General features: G+C 62.5%; 13 protein-coding genes. 6 read left to right on the forward strand and 7 right to left on the reverse strand.

The genetic code is table 11. The features are described 5' to 3' along the window. Window positions 1-27: 27 nt before the first annotated feature. From M1E10_RS07590 to htpX, 3 genes are all read right to left on the reverse strand, one after another. Window positions 28-1,710, reverse strand: coding sequence for a heparinase II/III family protein (locus M1E10_RS07590; protein ID WP_499175758.1), 1,683 nt, complete (start codon window positions 1,708-1,710; stop codon window positions 28-30). Window positions 1,711-1,809: 99 nt separating this feature from the next. Next, entirely contained in the window at window positions 1,810-3,213 is a 1,404-nt protein-coding gene (locus M1E10_RS07595; protein ID WP_499177117.1) for an RsmB/NOP family class I SAM-dependent RNA methyltransferase, read from the reverse strand. Continuing rightward, on the reverse strand, window positions 3,204-4,169 hold the full coding sequence (htpX, locus tag M1E10_RS07600; RefSeq protein WP_499175759.1) for a zinc metalloprotease HtpX: 966 nt from the start codon (window positions 4,167-4,169) through the stop codon (window positions 3,204-3,206). The genes M1E10_RS07595 and htpX overlap by 10 nt, the downstream gene beginning before the upstream one ends. 95 nt (window positions 4,170-4,264) lie before the next feature. Between htpX and M1E10_RS07605 the strand changes: the two genes are divergently transcribed. Both M1E10_RS07605 and M1E10_RS07610 read left to right on the forward strand, forming a co-directional pair. Beyond that, entirely contained in the window at window positions 4,265-4,483 is a 219-nt protein-coding gene (locus M1E10_RS07605; protein ID WP_499177118.1) for a DUF1674 domain-containing protein, read from the forward strand. Window positions 4,484-4,533: 50 nt separating this feature from the next. Beyond that, entirely contained in the window at window positions 4,534-4,983 is a 450-nt protein-coding gene (locus tag M1E10_RS07610; RefSeq protein WP_499175760.1) for a thermonuclease family protein, read from the forward strand. A 108-nt stretch (window positions 4,984-5,091) separates the two neighbouring features. Here the strand turns inward: M1E10_RS07610 and acs are convergent, their stop codons facing one another. Then, entirely contained in the window at window positions 5,092-7,044 is a 1,953-nt protein-coding gene (gene acs / locus M1E10_RS07615; RefSeq protein ID WP_499175761.1) for an acetate--CoA ligase, read from the reverse strand. A 220-nt stretch (window positions 7,045-7,264) separates the two neighbouring features. Here acs and M1E10_RS07620 point away from each other — a divergent pair, with 220 nt between their 5' ends. Then, complete coding sequence (locus M1E10_RS07620) at window positions 7,265-7,975, forward strand: DUF1013 domain-containing protein (RefSeq protein WP_037168859.1); 711 nt, start codon at window positions 7,265-7,267, stop codon at window positions 7,973-7,975. A gap of 54 nt (window positions 7,976-8,029) precedes the next feature. Here the strand turns inward: M1E10_RS07620 and M1E10_RS07625 are convergent, their stop codons facing one another. Both M1E10_RS07625 and M1E10_RS07630 read right to left on the reverse strand, forming a co-directional pair. Beyond that, window positions 8,030-9,964, reverse strand: a complete 1,935-nt coding sequence (locus M1E10_RS07625) for a propionyl-CoA synthetase (RefSeq protein ID WP_499175762.1) — start codon at window positions 9,962-9,964, stop codon at window positions 8,030-8,032. A 91-nt stretch (window positions 9,965-10,055) separates the two neighbouring features. Further along, a complete protein-coding gene (locus M1E10_RS07630) occupies window positions 10,056-10,715 on the reverse strand; it encodes a YggS family pyridoxal phosphate enzyme (protein WP_499175763.1) in 660 nt (219 codons plus the stop codon). Between the two features lie 178 nt (window positions 10,716-10,893). Between M1E10_RS07630 and leuS the strand changes: the two genes are divergently transcribed. From leuS to holA, 3 genes are read left to right on the forward strand one after another with little or no spacing between them, the layout of a single operon-like run. Next, on the forward strand, window positions 10,894-13,524 hold the full coding sequence (gene leuS / locus M1E10_RS07635) for a leucine--tRNA ligase (protein WP_499175764.1): 2,631 nt from the start codon (window positions 10,894-10,896) through the stop codon (window positions 13,522-13,524). A gap of 52 nt (window positions 13,525-13,576) precedes the next feature. Further along, entirely contained in the window at window positions 13,577-14,065 is a 489-nt protein-coding gene (locus tag M1E10_RS07640) for a hypothetical protein (protein ID WP_499175765.1), read from the forward strand. Continuing rightward, complete coding sequence (holA, locus tag M1E10_RS07645; protein ID WP_499175766.1) at window positions 14,053-15,093, forward strand: DNA polymerase III subunit delta; 1,041 nt, start codon at window positions 14,053-14,055, stop codon at window positions 15,091-15,093. Before M1E10_RS07640 ends, holA begins: the two co-directional genes overlap by 13 nt. Before the next feature lie 14 nt (window positions 15,094-15,107). Here holA and M1E10_RS07650 read toward each other — a convergent pair whose 3' ends face one another. After that, the gene (locus tag M1E10_RS07650; protein ID WP_499175767.1) at window positions 15,108-15,983 is read right to left on the reverse strand and encodes a ParB/RepB/Spo0J family partition protein; all 876 of its coding nucleotides are present in this window, start codon (window positions 15,981-15,983) and stop codon (window positions 15,108-15,110) included. Between the last annotated feature and the right edge of the window lie 17 nt (window positions 15,984-16,000).

Here is a 16,000-nt window from a genome sequence, read left to right on the forward strand (position 1 = left end):
AGCATAGCTTTCCTCTGGAAGAAACGCCTATTCCATGCGCTTCAACATCCACCGGATCTCCGCAAGCTCGGGCGCAGAAAACGGGATGACGATCTGCTGGCTTTGCCGGAGACCGGAGGCATCGGCGAAAAAAATGTCCTGCTCGATTGCGATCGTGAGCCCGGGTGCAGAAAAATGCCAGGCCTCGCCGTCGGGAGCCACCAGCAACACGCTTTCCTGGTCCTGCCGCGAGAGCGAGATTGCCGGGTGGATATGGAAGCGCGCTTCGGCATCCGCCCGCCCGTCCGGAACCCGACCGCCATCGGGCGAAAAGAGGCGGTCATGACCCTTGATCTTGCTGCCCGTACTGTTGAGACCGATTGACCTCTCGTGAAGATAACCGAATTCCCGCAGGTACCCGTCGTGAACAGCCCGCAGCCAGTCGGCACCATGCTGGTCTTCGGAGCGCTCCACCTCGTCGAGGTCGGCACTGGCCAGGATTGAGGCACCGCAGAAACGCGAGCGGATGAAACGGCTCGAGGAGGTCTCGTTCAGCGTCACCGTCGAATGCGCCGCCGTGGATCGGGAAAGCCGGCGATAATCGCGGCCCGCAAATTTCGGCGCGCCGCAATTGACGATGAAGCGGTGCCGTGCCGACGACATTTCGAAGGAGAGGCAGCCGGCATGGGCTCTGTGCGAAAGATCGGCTGAAAGCGGCTTGCCCGTATCGACGAGGATCGTCACGCCGTTCGCCGCCAGCCGATGATAGTGGACGTGGGGCAACGATTTGAACGGCTTGCCGCCCGTCTCGTCGTAGCGAAGCACCGACATCAGTTCGCTCGCCGGCGTCGACGTCGCACCGTTGAAAAGCGCAAGGTCGCCGTCCTGGTGCCGGAAGAACCGCAGCGCCGGATACATGCGGTCGATGGTCGGGATCAGCTTGGGCGGCACGTCGTGCCCGAGATTGATATAGGTCTGGCGCAAGGGCAGCAGGTCGAGAAGCAGGTCGAGGATGGCGCGCGGATTGCGCGAGACATGTGCCCCGTCCGGAAGGATCTGACGCTCCAGTTCCCGGTCGAGCCGACCTCCCTCACGCTTGATGAACGCATTGCGGGTCGGCATCGAGACGGAGGCCATGGCGAGCGCGATGCGGATCCGCAGCCGCGTCTCGTCCATCGGCAATCCGCGCACGATCCGCCGCAGATAGCGCACCTGAAAGCTGAGGCTCTTCATGAAGCGGCGGTAGAAGCCCGTCTCTGCCCCCTGCAACACCACCGTGGAATGCGACAGCCAGGCAATAACCCTCTCCGCAACCACATTCGGCTCCCAGGCAGTGCCTCTTGTCCTGCGCCCATGCAGCATGATCCAACTGGCAACGATACTGCGGGTGCGGGCGCAGGAGACTTCGGTCCTCTGTGCCCGCATGTGCCGCAGCCAGGCAAAGGAATGCAGTCGCTCCGCAAAAGCCATCGACGGAAGCTCGACGGCGAACGGAGACGCGCCCTCCGTGTCCAGGGAGCAACCCGCGAGCGGAAAACGGCCATCGGCGATCTCTTCGGCAACGAACGGATCAATGGCGCGCAGATCCGTCGGTGCGACCAGCAGCCGGTCCGGGACTTGTGCGGCGAATGGAGAAAGAACAAGCCGCAAGTGCGCCGTCCGTCGGTAGCAGCGACGGACGACTTCCCGCAAGCCGAATGACATCAGTCTTCGGCGATCTGCGAGCTGCATGATCAATTTTGAACACTCCGCAGGATTGAACCTCCGCTTTTGCGCAGGCTCCCCCTTTAGCCTCTTCGAATACAATCGACTTCTATGGTAAAGAAAAGCTTACCGCCTGCGCAGGACGCTGGCGAAGAAGCCGTCCATTCCGCCGGTGAAGCCATCGATCGCCGGCAGCATTGCAGGCGTGGTGCGAAACTCGCCAACCGGGGAGATCGCCGCTTCCAGACCCGGCCATTGCGACGGGTCGACCCGAACCCGTTCAATAGAGGGATCGTGCCGCAGCAGATCCGCCACAAGCTCTTCCCCTTCGAGCCGGTCCAGCGAGCAGTTCGAGAACACGATCAGGCCACCCGGCTTGACCAGCGTCACGGCATGGCGAAGCATCTTGGCCTGCAAGGCTGCAAGTTTGGCTATATCCTCCGGACCTTTGGTCCAAAGAACATCCGGATGCCGGCGCGTAGTGCCGGTCGACGAGCATGCCGCGTCCAGGAGCACGCCGTCGAGAAGCTCTTCCGGCCGGAATTCGAACAGGTCGCCCTGGACCAGCTCGGCATCGAGTGAAAGCCGCGCCAGGTTCTCCTTCAGACGAACCAACCGGTTTGCTGATTGCTCGACGGCAATGACGGTCGCCCCCGCGGCTGCGAGCTGGGCAGTCTTGCCGCCGGGGGCGGCACAGAGGTCGGCGATGCGCCATCCCTTGATGTCGCCGAACAATTTCGCCGGAATGCTGGCGGCCACGTCCTGGACCCACCATTCACCATCATCGTAGCCGGGCAGGGACGTAACTGAACCCTGGAAGACCGGTAGACGGATGCTTCCGGTCGGCAGAACATAGCCGCCGAATTTTTCTGCCCAGCCATGGGGGTCGGATTTGACAGTAATGTCGATGGCCGGCGGGATGAGCTGCGCCTCGGCAATCCGCTGCGCTTCATTCCTGCCATAGGTGGAGACGAGCCGGGTCATGAACCAGTCGGGCACGGGCGAAACGGCCAAGGTCTTGTCAAGAATATCCTGTTTTTCTCGTTCCAGACGCCGCAGCACCGCATTCACCAGCTTGGCGAAACGGCGGTTGCGAGGGTCGCGATGCGCCTGTTCCACGGCAATATCCACCACCGCGTGGGCCGGCACATCGAGATGCAGGAGTTGCGTCGCTGCAACGATCAGAACGTGATGAAGCGCGCGCGCCCCCTCCGGCAGCGGACTGTCCAGCAACAGGGAGATCGCCGCCTCCAGCCGCGGCAGGTGCCGCAATGCGGAATTCAGGATGGCACGCGCCAGGGCCCGGTCGGCATCGCTCAGTTGCTTGTAGGCAGCATTGCCATGGACGAGGTCAAGCATGCCGTCGAGCGGGATCTTGCGGTCCACAGTCGCTGCAAGGATCTTGGAGGCGGTGGCACGAACATCGAACCCCGCCTTGTCCGAGGGTGGCGGGGCTTCTTCTCGACGGTTCACCGCCGGTTGTCTGGACTGGAACGATCTCTTGCTTTTTTTCTCTTGGTTCAAGACCAGGGTCCCTTGCGCGGCTCGGATGATCCGCGGCGGCCCCAGCCGGTTTCGGGAACGGTGCGCGCGGTGCGCGTCGGTCTAGCAGCAGCGAAGCCGGGCGTCGACCCGCCGCTGCCGATCTCGCCTGCCAGCTTCTGGAGAGCGGCGATCCGGTTGTCGGTGTTCGGGTGGGTGGAAAACAGATTGTCCATCCGCTCCCCCGACAGCGGATTGATGATGAACATATGCGCCGTCGCCGGATTGCGTTCGGCATCGTTGTTATGGATCACCTGGGCAGCGCCGGCGATCTTGCCGAGCGCGGACGCGAGCCACAGCGGGTTGCCGCAGATCTCCGCGCCGCGCTTGTCGGCCGAATACTCGCGGGTCCGGCTGATCGCCATCTGCACCAGCATGGCCGCAAGCGGTGCCACGATCATGGCAGCGATGACCCCGATGAATCCGAGCGGATTGTTGTTGTCACGATTGCCGCCGAAGAAGAAGGCGAAGTTGCCGAGCATCGAGATTGCACCGGCAAGCGTCGCGGTCATCGTCATCGTCAGGGTGTCGCGGTTCTGGATGTGGGCAAGCTCATGGGCCATCACTCCTGCCACTTCCTCCGGCGTCAGGCGCTGCAACAAGCCGGTCGATGCGGCCACGGCGGCGTTCTGCGGGTTGCGACCTGTCGCGAAGGCATTCGGCTGCGGGCTGTCGTAGACGTAGACCTTCGGCATCGGCAGTCCGGCATTGGCCGAAAGCCTACGCATCATCTGGTAGAGTTCCGGGGCATTGCCTTCGTCCACCGGCTGTGCCCGATAGGCGGACAGCACCATCTTGTCCGAGTTCCAGTAGGAGAAGAGGTTCATGCCGGCGGCAATGAGGAGGGCGATCATCATCCCGGCGCGGCCGCCGATCAGCAGACCGACGCCCATGAACAGGGCCGTCATGAAGGCCAGAAGCATCGCGGTGCGCATCATGTTCATTGTCAGTCTCCAGAAGGCTTTATTGCCGGGGTCGAACCGTCTATGATGTGGTCTGTCCCGCTTTTATTTTCAATATGACCCACGGCGGCGTGATGATCCAGGAACCCGACAACGACAACAGCAGCACGACGGACAGCGAGCCGGCCGTGAAGAAGCCGCTTTCGCCCGCTGCGAAGCGTGCCCTTGAGGAAGCCGAGCAGCGGCGCCAGCAGGAAGTTCAGGCCAATCTGCCGACCGAACTCGGCGGCCGCGGCGGCGCCGAGCCGTCCCGGTTCGGCGACTGGGAGATCAACGGTCGGGCGATCGACTTCTAGAGGTTATTAATCCTATTGACTTCTGCAGCGTGAAGGAATTTATTCCTTCCATGAAACGTCTGCTGCTGATTCTCCCTGTCCTTCTGCCCCTCGCTGTCGCCGCGAGTGCAGCGCCGCGTGAAGAAATCGCCGGACCCGTGGAGGCCGAAATCCTGCGCATCATCGACGGCGACACCTTGCTCGTCGAAGCGAGACCCTGGCCGCAGCAGAAGGTCGAAGTCTACGTGCGCATCCGCGGTATCGATACCCCTGAGATCCGGTCTAAGTGCTTAAGCATACGCCACGCAGGCGAGACGGCGCGGCGGGCTCTGGAGCAACTGGCGGCAACATCGTCACGCATCCAGCTCAGCCGCATCTCCGGCGATAAATATTTCGGCCGGGTGGTCGCGGATGTCACGCTCGACGGAGGCGTGCAGGCGGCGGACTACATGCTGCTCGCCGGACTGGCGCAAAGCTATCACGGCGGCCGAAAGGCTCCGGTGGTCTGCGAACCCGAGTGACGGGTCTGCCAGCCTTGATCAGCCCGCAGCCGCGAGCAGGTAGAAAAATCCAAGCCCGAATTGGATGTTGAAGGCCGCCCCCTCAAGAGAAAGCGGCCTTCGTTCGGATCAGACCGCCTTGTTCTGGCGGTTCTCGATCAGGTCCTCGACGACGCCAGGATCGGCCAGCGTCGAGATATCCCCCAGCGCGCCGAAATCGTCTTCGGCGATCTTGCGAAGGATGCGCCGCATGATCTTGCCGGAGCGCGTCTTCGGCAGACCCGGCGAGAACTGGATCTTGTCGGGCGTGGCGATCGGCCCGATCTCGCTTCTGACATGCTTGATCAGCTCCTGGCGTAGGGCATCGTCCCCCTCGTTGCCCGACATCAGCGTCACATAGCAATAGATGCCCTGCCCCTTGACGCTATGCGGATAGCCGACGACGGCCGCCTCCGAGACCATGTCGTGCGACACCAGAGCCGATTCCACCTCGGCCGTGCCCAGACGGTGGCCCGAGACGTTGAGGACGTCGTCGACGCGGCCGGTGATCCAGTAGTAGCCGTCCGCATCGCGGCGGCAGCCGTCACCCGTGAAATACTTCCCCTTGTAGGTCGAGAAGTAGGTCTGGATGAAGCGCTCGTGGTCGCCGTAGACCGTGCGCATCTGGCCAGGCCACGAATCGGCGATGCAGAGATTGCCGTCCGCCGCCCCTTCCAGCACCTTGCCCTCGCTGTCGACGAGCTCCGGCTTGACCCCGAAGAACGGCACCGTTGCCGAACCTGGCTTCAGGGCGGTCGCACCCGGCAGCGGCGTGATCATGTGGCCGCCTGTTTCCGTCTGCCACCAGGTGTCGACCACCGGGCAACGGCTGTCGCCGACCACCTTGTAGTACCACTCCCAGGCCTCCGGGTTGATCGGTTCACCGACGGTGCCGAGCAGCCGCAGGCTGGCCCGCGAGGACCGTTTCACGAACTCGTCGCCGGCACCCATCAGCGAGCGGATGGCGGTGGGCGCGGTGTAGAAGATGTTGACCTTGTGCTTGTCGATGACCTCCCAGAAACGTCCCTGGTCGGGGAAGTTCGGCACGCCTTCGAACATCAGCGAAGTGGCGCAGTTCGCCAGCGGTCCATAGACGATGTAGGAATGCCCCGTCACCCAGCCGACGTCGGCCGTACACCAGTAGACGTCCCCGTCGTGGTAGTCGAAGACGTACTCATGCGTCATCGCCGCATAGACGAGATAGCCCCCGGTGGTGTGCAGCACGCCCTTCGGCTTGCCCGTGGAGCCGGACGTGTAGAGAATGAAGAGCGGATCCTCCGCCTTCATCTTCACCGGCTCGCAGTGCGGCTTCGCCTTGGCGACTTCCTCGTGATACCAGAGGTCACGGCCCGGCGCCCAGTTGACCTTGCCACCGGTGCGGCGGATCACCAGCACGTTGTTGACGGTCGCATACTGGCGCGCCGCGATGTGGATCGCCTTGTCGGTGTTTTCCTTGAGCGGTACCGGCTTGCCGCCGCGCACGCCCTCGTCGCAGGTGATGACGAAACAGGACTGGCAGTCGACGATCCGGCCCGCCAGCGCCTCGGGTGAGAATCCGCCGAAGACGACAGAATGGACGGCACCGATGCGGGCGCAGGCAAGCATCGCATAAGCCGCTTCCGGGATCATAGGCATATAGATGGTAACGCGGTCGCCCTTCTTGACGCCGCGCTGTTTCAGGACGTTCGCGAGCCGGCAGACCTGATCGTAGAGCTGGTTGTAGGTGATCTTCTTGTCGATATACGGATTGTCACCTTCCCAGATCAGCGCGGTGCGCTCGCCATGCGTCTTCAGGTGGCGATCGATGCAGTTGTAGGAGACATTGGTGAGCCCGTCCTCGAACCATTTGATCGACACCTTACCCTTGAAGGAGGTGTTCTTGACCTTGGTGTAGGGCTTGAACCAGTCGATCCGTTTGCCGTGCTTGCCCCAGAACTTGTCGGGGTCCTCGATGCTTTCCTCGTACCACTTCTCGTATTTGTCCTTGTCGATCAGCGCCATGCTCTTGGTGGCGCGCGACACAGGATAAACCTTCTCGGACATGGTCTCCTCCCCATTTCGTCTCGACGAAACCGGACTGAAAATCCGGATCATCACGCATACATATCAGGTGCATCCGGACCAGCAATTAGACAAACGGTTCATGTTGCGTGATATTTGCATTTCCGCCGTTTTCCGGATATAGACGCGTCGAATTCCCGGAAATGGTGGTTGATACCCACGGCCCGCGACACCGGCGCGGACGGACAGAGGAACTATATCCATGGCTCAACAATTGCTTATGCCGAAGGCGACGGCGGTCTGGCTGGTCGACAACACGGCACTTTCCTTCGACCAGATTGCGCAGTTCTGTAAGCTGCACCCGCTGGAGGTGAAGGCAATCGCTGACGGCGAAGCAGCGCAGGGGATCAAGGGCCTTGATCCGATCGCCACCGGGCAGCTCTCGCGCGACGAGATCCAGCGCGGCGAGGGCGACATCAACCATCGGCTGAAGCTGTCCGAGCCGAAGGTTCGTGTTCCCGAATCAAAGCGCCGCGGCCCCCGGTACACGCCGGTATCGAAGCGCCAGGATCGTCCCAATGCCATTCTCTGGCTGGTGCGCAATCACCCGGAACTGAAGGATGCGCAGATATCGCGTCTCGTCGGCACCACAAAGTCGACGATCGAGCAGATCCGCGACCGTACCCACTGGAATGCGACCAACCTGACGCCGATGGATCCGGTGACACTCGGCCTTTGCAGCCAGATCGATCTCGACCTGGAAGTCGAACGCGCCTCCAAGGGCAAGCCGCTTCCGACCGCCGCCGAACTCGGCGCGACGCTGCAGTCCGCATCGGAAACGGAAAACCTCGACTTCAACTATCGCAACGATCGCGAAGAAGAGAAGGAAATTGACGCGGACGCCGTCTTCGCCAAGCTGAGCTCGCTGAAGTCCGCCCCGCGCGACGAAGACGAGGACGACAACCGCTACTGATCTCCGGAAGCGATTGCACTAGTTCGAAACCCCGGTCCTGCCGGGGTTTTTTCGTTATGCGCCCTGTTCGACCGCCGCCGCCCGCGCGTATCCCCGCTGCCGCAGGATCTCGGCGATCTCCTCGAGAATACCTGGGTCGTCGATGGTGGCCGGCATGGTCCATGGCATTCCGTCGGCAATCTTCTGCATCGTGCCGCGCAGGATCTTGCCGGACCGGGTCTTCGGCAGGCGCTGCACCACCATGGCCGTGCGGAAGGCCGCCACCGGACCGATCTCGTTGCGGACAAGATCGATCACTTCCCGTTCCACAAGGCCCTGATCGCGCGACACCCTGTTCTTCAGCACCAGGAAGCCGCAGGGAACCTGTCCCTTCAAGGCATCCGCGACGCCCACGACGGCACATTCCGCGACGTCCGGATGCATGGCGCAGACCTCTTCCATAGCTCCGGTCGAAAGCCGGTGGCCGGCGCAGTTGATGATGTCGTCCGTCCGCGCCATCACGAAGAGATAGCCCTCGTCGTCCATCAGCCCGGCATCGGCTGTCTTGTAGTAGCCTGGGAATTCCTCCAGGCATGACTGGCGAAACCGCTCGTCGGCGTTCCAGAAACTGACCAGGCAGCCGGGCGGAAGCGGAAGCTTCACCACGATGTTGCCGAGTGTGCCGCGTGGCACCGGATGGCCGGCGTCATCCAGCACTTCGACGGCATAGCCGGGCATGGGCATGGTCGGAGAGCCTGCCTTGAAGGGCAGGAGGCCGAGGCCGACCGGATTGCCGACCATCGGCCAGCCGGTCTCCGTCTGCCACCAATGATCGATCACCGGAACCTTGAGCACGCTCTCCGCCCATTTCAGCGTCTCCGGATCAGCGCGCTCTCCGGCGAGAAACAGCGCACGCAGGCCGCTTACATCATGGTGCCGGACGTGCTCCCCGTCCGGATCGTCGCGGCGGATGGCACGAAAGGCCGTCGGCGCGGTGAACAGCACCTTCACGTCATAGTCGGACACGATGCGCCAGAAGGCGCCCGCATCCGGTGTTCCGACGGGCTTGCCTTCGAAGAGGACCGTCGTGCTGCCGGCCAGCAGCGGCGCGTAGACGATATAGGAATGGCCGACCACCCAGCCGATGTCGGAGGCCGTCCAGAACACCTCGCCGGGCTTCACGCCGTAAAGGTTCTCCATGGTCCACTGGAGGGCCACCATATGACCGCCGTTGTCGCGCACCACACCCTTCGGCTGGCCCGTCGTGCCGGATGTATAGAGAATGTAGAGTGGATCGGTGGCGGCGACGGGCACGCAATCGACAACCGTTCCGTTGACCTTCTCCACCTCGACCGCCTGCCGGAAGTCTACATCGCCGTGCTCGTAGCGCAGCGGCGCATGCAGCTCGTCGCGCTGCAGGATGAGGCAGAAGTCCGGCTTCACCGTCGCCATGTCGACCGCATGATCGAGCAGCGGCTTGTAGGATACCACCCGGCCCGGCTCCAGGCCGCAGCTGGCGCTGATCACCAGTTTGGCGCCGCTGTCGTCGATGCGCTTTGCCAGCTCGTGGGCCGCAAAGCCGCCGAACACCACCGAATGCACCGCCCCGAGCCGCGCGCAGGCCAGCATTGAGAAAACCGCCTCCGGAACCATCGGCATGTAGAGGATCACCCGGTCGCCCTTGCCGACGCCGTGGTTGCGCAGCACGGCGGCGATCGCCTGCACCTCTGCCAGCGCCTCGTCATAGGTGAAGCTGGTCTTCGTACCGTTCATGGCGCTGTCGTAGATCAGCGCCCTCTGGCTTCCCCGACCCGCCTGCACGTGGCGGTCGAGGCAGTTGTGGCAGGTGTTCGTTTCACCGCCGACGAACCAGCGCCCATAGGCGCCCTGGTCGGGGTCGAACACCCGCTCGACCGGCTTGAACCAGTCCAGCGCTTCGGCCGCCCGCAGCCAGAAAGCTTCCGGGTCCGCCTGCCATTCGGCATAGACGTCGAAATACGTGCTCTGCATCTGCTCCTCCCATGATCCCAGCGCAGCCTCAGGGACACTTGTAGGATGAGCCAGAAGAGACTGGAAAGCCAGACTTAAGGGCTAGGGCCGCTTAGCGATTGCCAAACACGGCCGAGCCGACGCGCACGCTCGTTGCGCCGAACTCCACCGCCGTCTCGAAATCGCCGGACATGCCCATCGACAGTTTATCAACGCCGCTCTCGCGAGCAAGCTTGGCAAGCAGAGCAAAATGCGGCCCCGGATTTTCGTCTGCGGGCGGGATGCACATCAGGCCTTCCACCGACAGCCCCAAATCATCGCGGCAGAGGCGCACGAAAGCCGCGGTCTCATCAGGGGCGATGCCGGCCTTCTGCGGCTCCATTCCCGTGTTGACCTGAACGTAAAGCAGGGGAAACCGCCCCTGCCGCTTCATCTCGTCGGCCAGAGCACGGGCAATCTTCTCCCGATCCACCGTCTCGATCACGTCGAACAGCGCGACGGCGTCCGCGGCCTTGTTGGATTGCAGCGGCCCGATGAGGTGCAGCTCGATGCCTTCAAACTCTTGCCTCAGCGCCGGCCACTTCCCCTGGCTTTCCTGGACCCGGTTCTCGCCGAATACCCGCTCACCGGCCTCGAGCACCGGCCGGATGGCATCGGCCTCGAAGGTCTTGGAGACGACAACAAGGGTGACGGATCCTTCCGGACGTTTCCCGACGCGTTCGGCTGCCACGATCCGGTCGCGAACTTCCTTCAACCTGTCCTGGACGGTCATGCTCTTCCCTCGCGTTTGATTGCAGACGACTTAGGCTGCAAGGCGCGGTATGCCAAGAGGCGTGCTGCCGCAACCCGGCCAACTTCGCTTGCCAATATCCCTGTAAAACTTGACGCTTGCAGGCTTTCGTGGTGAAGGTCTGGCCAATCCTTCTGAAGTTTTCCCGGATAATATTGATATGGCGAGTGAACGTTACAATCCGCGCGAGGCCGAGCCACGCTGGCAAGAGAAGTGGTCGGATGCCAAGGTCTTCGAGGCCGACAACGCCGATCCGCGCGAGAAGTACTACGTCCTCGAAATGTTTCCCTATCCCTCGGGACGCATCCACATGGGCCACGTCCGCAACTATGCGATGGGCGATGTCGTAGCGCGCTACAAGCGGGCGAGGGGTTACAATGTTCTCCATCCCATGGGCTGGGACGCCTTCGGCATGCCGGCGGAAAACGCCGCACGCGACAATAATGTTCACCCCAAGGAGTGGACCTACCAGAACATCGCCTCGATGAAGCTTCAGCTGAAGGCCATGGGGCTGTCGCTGGACTGGTCGCGGGAATTCGCCACCTGCGACGTCGAATACTATCAGCGTCAGCAGCACCTCTTCCTCGACATGATGGAAAAGGGCCTCGTCTACCGCAAGCAATCCAAGGTCAACTGGGATCCGGTCGACCAGACGGTGCTGGCCAACGAACAGGTGATCGACGGCCGCGGCTGGCGCTCCGGCGCGCCTGTGGAACAGCGCGACCTCATCCAGTGGTTCTTCAAGATCACCGATTTCAGTCAGGACCTGCTCGATTCGCTCGAGACCCTCGACCAGTGGCCGGAGAAGGTCCGGCTGATGCAGAAGAACTGGATCGGGCGCTCGGAAGGGATGACGATCCGCTGGGAAGTCGTGCCGGGGACGGCGCCCATCGGCCAGAACGAGATACCCGTCTACACCACCCGTCCCGATACGCTGTTCGGCGCATCCTTCCTGGCGATCGCCGCAGATCACCCCATGGCACGGGACGCCGCGAAAGCGAATCCGGCTATCGAAGCCTTCTGCGCCGAGTGCCGCCACCACGGCACGTCCCTGGCAGCGCTCGAAACGGCTGAAAAGAAGGGGATCGATACCGGCATCCGCGTCAGGCATCCGCTCGACCCCTCCTGGGAACTGCCCGTCTATGTCGCCAACTTCGTCCTGATGGATTACGGCACCGGCGCCATCTTCGGCTGCCCGGCCGGCGACCAGCGCGACCTCGACTTCGCCCGCAAGTACGGCCTGCCGGTGGTGGCCGTGGTGATGCCGGCCGATGGCGACGCGCAGAGCTTCACGATCGGCGACACCGCCTATGACGGCGACGGCGTCATGATCAACTCCCGCTTCCTCGACGGCAAGACCACGACGGAAGCGTTCGATCTCGTCGCGGATCGCCTCTCGACCTCGTCGCTCGGCAACATGCCGCAGGGCGAGCGCAAGGTGAATTTCCGCCTGCGCGACTGGGGCATCTCCCGCCAGCGCTACTGGGGCTGCCCGATCCCCGTCATCCACTGCGAGGTCTGCGGCGTCGTGCCGGTGCCGAAGAAGGACCTGCCGGTCAAGCTGCCGGACGACGTGACCTTCGATCATCCCGGCAATCCGCTCGACCGGCACCCGACCTGGCGCCACGTGAACTGCCCGCAATGCGGTGCAGCTGCCCGGCGCGAAACAGACACGATGGATACTTTCGTCGATTCCAGCTGGTATTTCACGCGCTTCACCGCGCCCTGGGAAGACAATCCGACGGATCCGAAGGCCGCCAATCACTGGCTGCCGGTGGACCAGTACATCGGCGGCATCGAGCATGCCATTCTTCACCTCCTCTATTCCCGCTTCTTCACCCGGGCGATGAACGAGACCGGCCATGTGGACGTCAAGGAGCCCTTCAAGGGCCTCTTCACCCAGGGCATGGTCGTCCATGAAACCTACCGCCGCGGCAGCGGCGCGAACGGCGAATGGGTATCACCCGCGGATATCCGCATCGAGGAAATCGACGGCAAGCGACAGGCAGCCCTTCTCTCCACCGGCGAAGAAATCACCATCGGCTCGATCGAGAAGATGTCGAAGTCGAAGAAGAACGTCGTCGATCCCGACGACATCATTGCTTCTTACGGCGCCGACACCGCTCGCTTTTTCGTGCTGTCGGATTCGCCGCCAGATCGTGACGTGATCTGGTCGGAGGCCGGTGTCGAAGGCGCTCACCGCTTCACGCAGCGCCTCTGGCGCCTGATTTCGGAAGCTGCCCCCCAACTCGTCGAGGTCGCGCCCAAGCCCGCCTCAGACGGCGAGGCCCTCGGCATCTCCCAGATCGCCCACAAGACCCTGAAGGCGGTACAGGACGACTATGACCGGCTTTCCTTCAACAAGGCCGTGGCGCGCATCTACGAATTCGTCAATGCTTTGGCCGCGCCCCTGACACGGGTGGCCTCCGGCGATGCCGATCCGGCCTTCCGGGCTGCCGTACGCGACGCAGCCGAGATCCTGGTGCGGATCGTCGCGCCGATGACGCCACATCTTGCGGAAGAATGCTGGTCGGTTCTTGGCAATTCCGGCATGCTCTCCCAGGCGCCCTGGCCGATCTACGAGGAATCGCTCGTCATCGAGAACGAGATGATGCTTCCCGTCCAGATCAACGGCAAGAAGCGGGCGGAATTGACAATCGCCCGCGACGCGTCGAAGAATGACATCGAGGCTGCGGTCCTTGCGCTGGACGCCGTGCGTGCCGCTCTTGATGGGCAGGTACCGAAAAAGATCATCGTCGTCCCACAGAGGATCGTGAACATTGTCGTTTGATGCTCGCTCTTATCGCCCGCAGCTGTCGAAACTGGCACTTGGACTCACTGCCATGGCCATGCTGGCCGGCTGCCAGGTTCGCCCGCTGTATTCGCAAGCCTCTGGAACCGGCCCCAAGCTGGCGGAAATCGCATTCTCGCCCGCCGATGACAGGGTCGAGCAGGTCGTTCGAAACCACCTGATATTCCTGACATCGGGTGGGGAAGGGGAAACGCCTGCCCCGCAGTATCAAGTCGAGCTGCAGGTCACCGCCGCCTATAGCGATATTCTCGACGATGAGGACGCCGTAGGCTTGCAGCCCGGACGGGTGAATGTCTCCGGCAACTACACCATTTCGCGCATCAGCGACGGGCAGGTCCTGAAGGTCGGGAGCCGCAGGATCGTGTCGCTTCTTGACATCTCGCGTCAGGAGTTTGCCGAATTGCGGGGCGTCAGGGACGCAGAGGACCGGGCAGCGCGGGAGCTCGCCGAGCTCATTCGGGCCGACCTCGCCATCGCCCTCGCCAAAGAGCCGCAGCCCCAGCCGACATGGCAGAAATAAAGTCGCACGAGTTTGATCGCTTCGTTGGACGCGGCAGCGAAACCTACCGCATCTTCGTGATCTATGGCCCGGACCGGGGCCTGGTGTCGGAACGTGCCTCTCTCATCGTCAAGAAATCCGGCGTTGCGCAGGACGATCCGTTCGCGATGCTGAAGATGGATGTCTCGGATCTCCAGAGCGATCCCGGGAGGCTGCTGGACGAGGTCAACTCGCTTGGCCTCTTTGGCGGCGACAAACTGGTGTGGCTGCGCGGCGCCTCCAACGAGAAGGCGCTCCTCGATGCGCTCGGCATTCTTGCGAGCGGACCGGCGCCCGCCAACCTGCTCGTCATCGAGGCCGGCGACCTGAAGAAGGGAAGTGGCCTGCGAAAGCTGGCCGAGCCCTCACGCTCGATTGCCGTCATCCCCTGCTATGCCGACGATGCACGAGCGCTCAATGCCCTGATCGACGGCGAACTGGCCCAGGACGGCTTGGCCATCTCGCCGGCCGCACGCCGGAACCTGCTTGAACTCCTGGGGGGAGACCGCATCGCCTCGCGAAACGAGATACGCAAGCTCGCGCTCTATTGCCGCGGCAAGGGGACCATTGAAGAGGACGACGTTTCCGCGATCATCGGTGATGCGAGCAGCGTTTCGACCGATGAGGCCGTCGATGCAATTCTGACGGGCAATCTTGCCGCGCTCAGACATTCCATGCAGAAGGTGTCCACATCCAAGACGCCGATCTTCCTCGTCCTGCAGTCCTGTCTCAAACAGTTCCAGCTGATGGATCTGATGCGCGCCGAAATGGATGAGAAGAACCTGCAGGTCGGACAGGTGATGATGACGCTCGGGCGGCATATCCACTTCAAGCGTAAACCCTTGATAGAAAAGGCATTACGCAGCTGGAGCGCCAGTGGGCTCCAGCGCGAGACGGAACGGCTTCAGGTGGCCATCCTGCACAGCCGCCAGAAACAGAGCCTGGAGGAAAGTATCGCCTTTCAGACCCTGATGGCGATTACGATCCAGTCGGCACGCAGTCAGCGTTAGCGCACTCGCGGGGCCTACCGACGTTCCAGAAGACGGCAGATCTCTTCCAGCTGCTCGAGATTGCGATAGGTGATGCGCATCTGGCCATTGCCGCCCTTGTGGGCGATCTTGACCTCGAGACCCAGAGAATCGGAGAGCGTTCGCTCCAGCGCGAGCGTATCGGAATCCTTCTGCTCGGCCTTGGTGCCCTGGGGTTGCGTCTGCCCCTTGACATCGTTCTGGGCCAGACGCTCGGCGTCGCGGACCGACATCCCCTTGGCAACAATCGTGCGAGCCAGTGCAACGGGATCCGAGGTTGTGATCAGCGCCCTTGCGTGTCCCGCTGACAACTCTCCCGAAGAGAGCATGTCGCGTACCGGCTCAGGCAGCTTCAGAAGCCTGAGGCTGTTGGCCACATGACTGCGGCTCTTGCCGATAATCCCACCAAGGTCGTTCTGGGTATATCCGTATTCGGCAATGAGCTGATCGTATCCAAGAGCCTCTTCGAGCGGATTGAGATCGGCCCGCTGGACGTTCTCGACGATTGCGATTTCCAGCGCGGTACGATCATCCACATCGCGGACGATAACGGGGATCTCGTGCAGCCCTGCAAGCTGAGCCGCACGCCAGCGACGCTCGCCGGCGATGATCTCGAACTGGCCATTGACCGTCCGCACGACCACCGGCTGGACGATGCCATGCTGGCGAATGGAGCTTGCCAGATCCTGGAGATCTCCCTCATCGAACTGCCGGCGAGGGTTCCGGGGATTGCGGCTCACATGTTCGATCGGTAGCATGCGATCGGGATTGACCGGCTTCGGCGCTTCATCGACCTGAAGCGGCTGATCCATTTCACCGATCAGGGCTGCCAAACCGCGCCCGAGCCGGCGCTTTGAGAGATCATCGCTCATATCATATCACCAATATT

Source organism: Rhizobium sp. PK7-22 (genome assembly GCF_056530405.1).

Excerpts from the sequence above, each read along its gene's own strand:
- M1E10_RS07590 (WP_499175758.1), bottom strand. The coding sequence starts at position 1,710 with ATGCAGCTCGCAGATCGCCGAAGACTGATGTCATTCGGCTTGCGGGAA.
- htpX (WP_499175759.1), bottom strand. The coding sequence starts at position 4,169 with ATGAACATGATGCGCACCGCGATGCTTCTGGCCTTCATGACGGCCCTG.
- M1E10_RS07610 (WP_499175760.1), top strand. The coding sequence starts at position 4,534 with ATGAAACGTCTGCTGCTGATTCTCCCTGTCCTTCTGCCCCTCGCTGTC.
- acs (WP_499175761.1), bottom strand. The coding sequence starts at position 7,044 with ATGTCCGAGAAGGTTTATCCTGTGTCGCGCGCCACCAAGAGCATGGCG.
- M1E10_RS07620 (WP_037168859.1), top strand. The coding sequence starts at position 7,265 with ATGGCTCAACAATTGCTTATGCCGAAGGCGACGGCGGTCTGGCTGGTC.
- M1E10_RS07625 (WP_499175762.1), bottom strand. The coding sequence starts at position 9,964 with ATGCAGAGCACGTATTTCGACGTCTATGCCGAATGGCAGGCGGACCCG.
- M1E10_RS07630 (WP_499175763.1), bottom strand. The coding sequence starts at position 10,715 with ATGACCGTCCAGGACAGGTTGAAGGAAGTTCGCGACCGGATCGTGGCA.
- leuS (WP_499175764.1), top strand. The coding sequence starts at position 10,894 with ATGGCGAGTGAACGTTACAATCCGCGCGAGGCCGAGCCACGCTGGCAA.
- M1E10_RS07640 (WP_499175765.1), top strand. The coding sequence starts at position 13,577 with ATGGCCATGCTGGCCGGCTGCCAGGTTCGCCCGCTGTATTCGCAAGCC.
- holA (WP_499175766.1), top strand. The coding sequence starts at position 14,053 with ATGGCAGAAATAAAGTCGCACGAGTTTGATCGCTTCGTTGGACGCGGC.
- M1E10_RS07650 (WP_499175767.1), bottom strand. The coding sequence starts at position 15,983 with ATGAGCGATGATCTCTCAAAGCGCCGGCTCGGGCGCGGTTTGGCAGCC.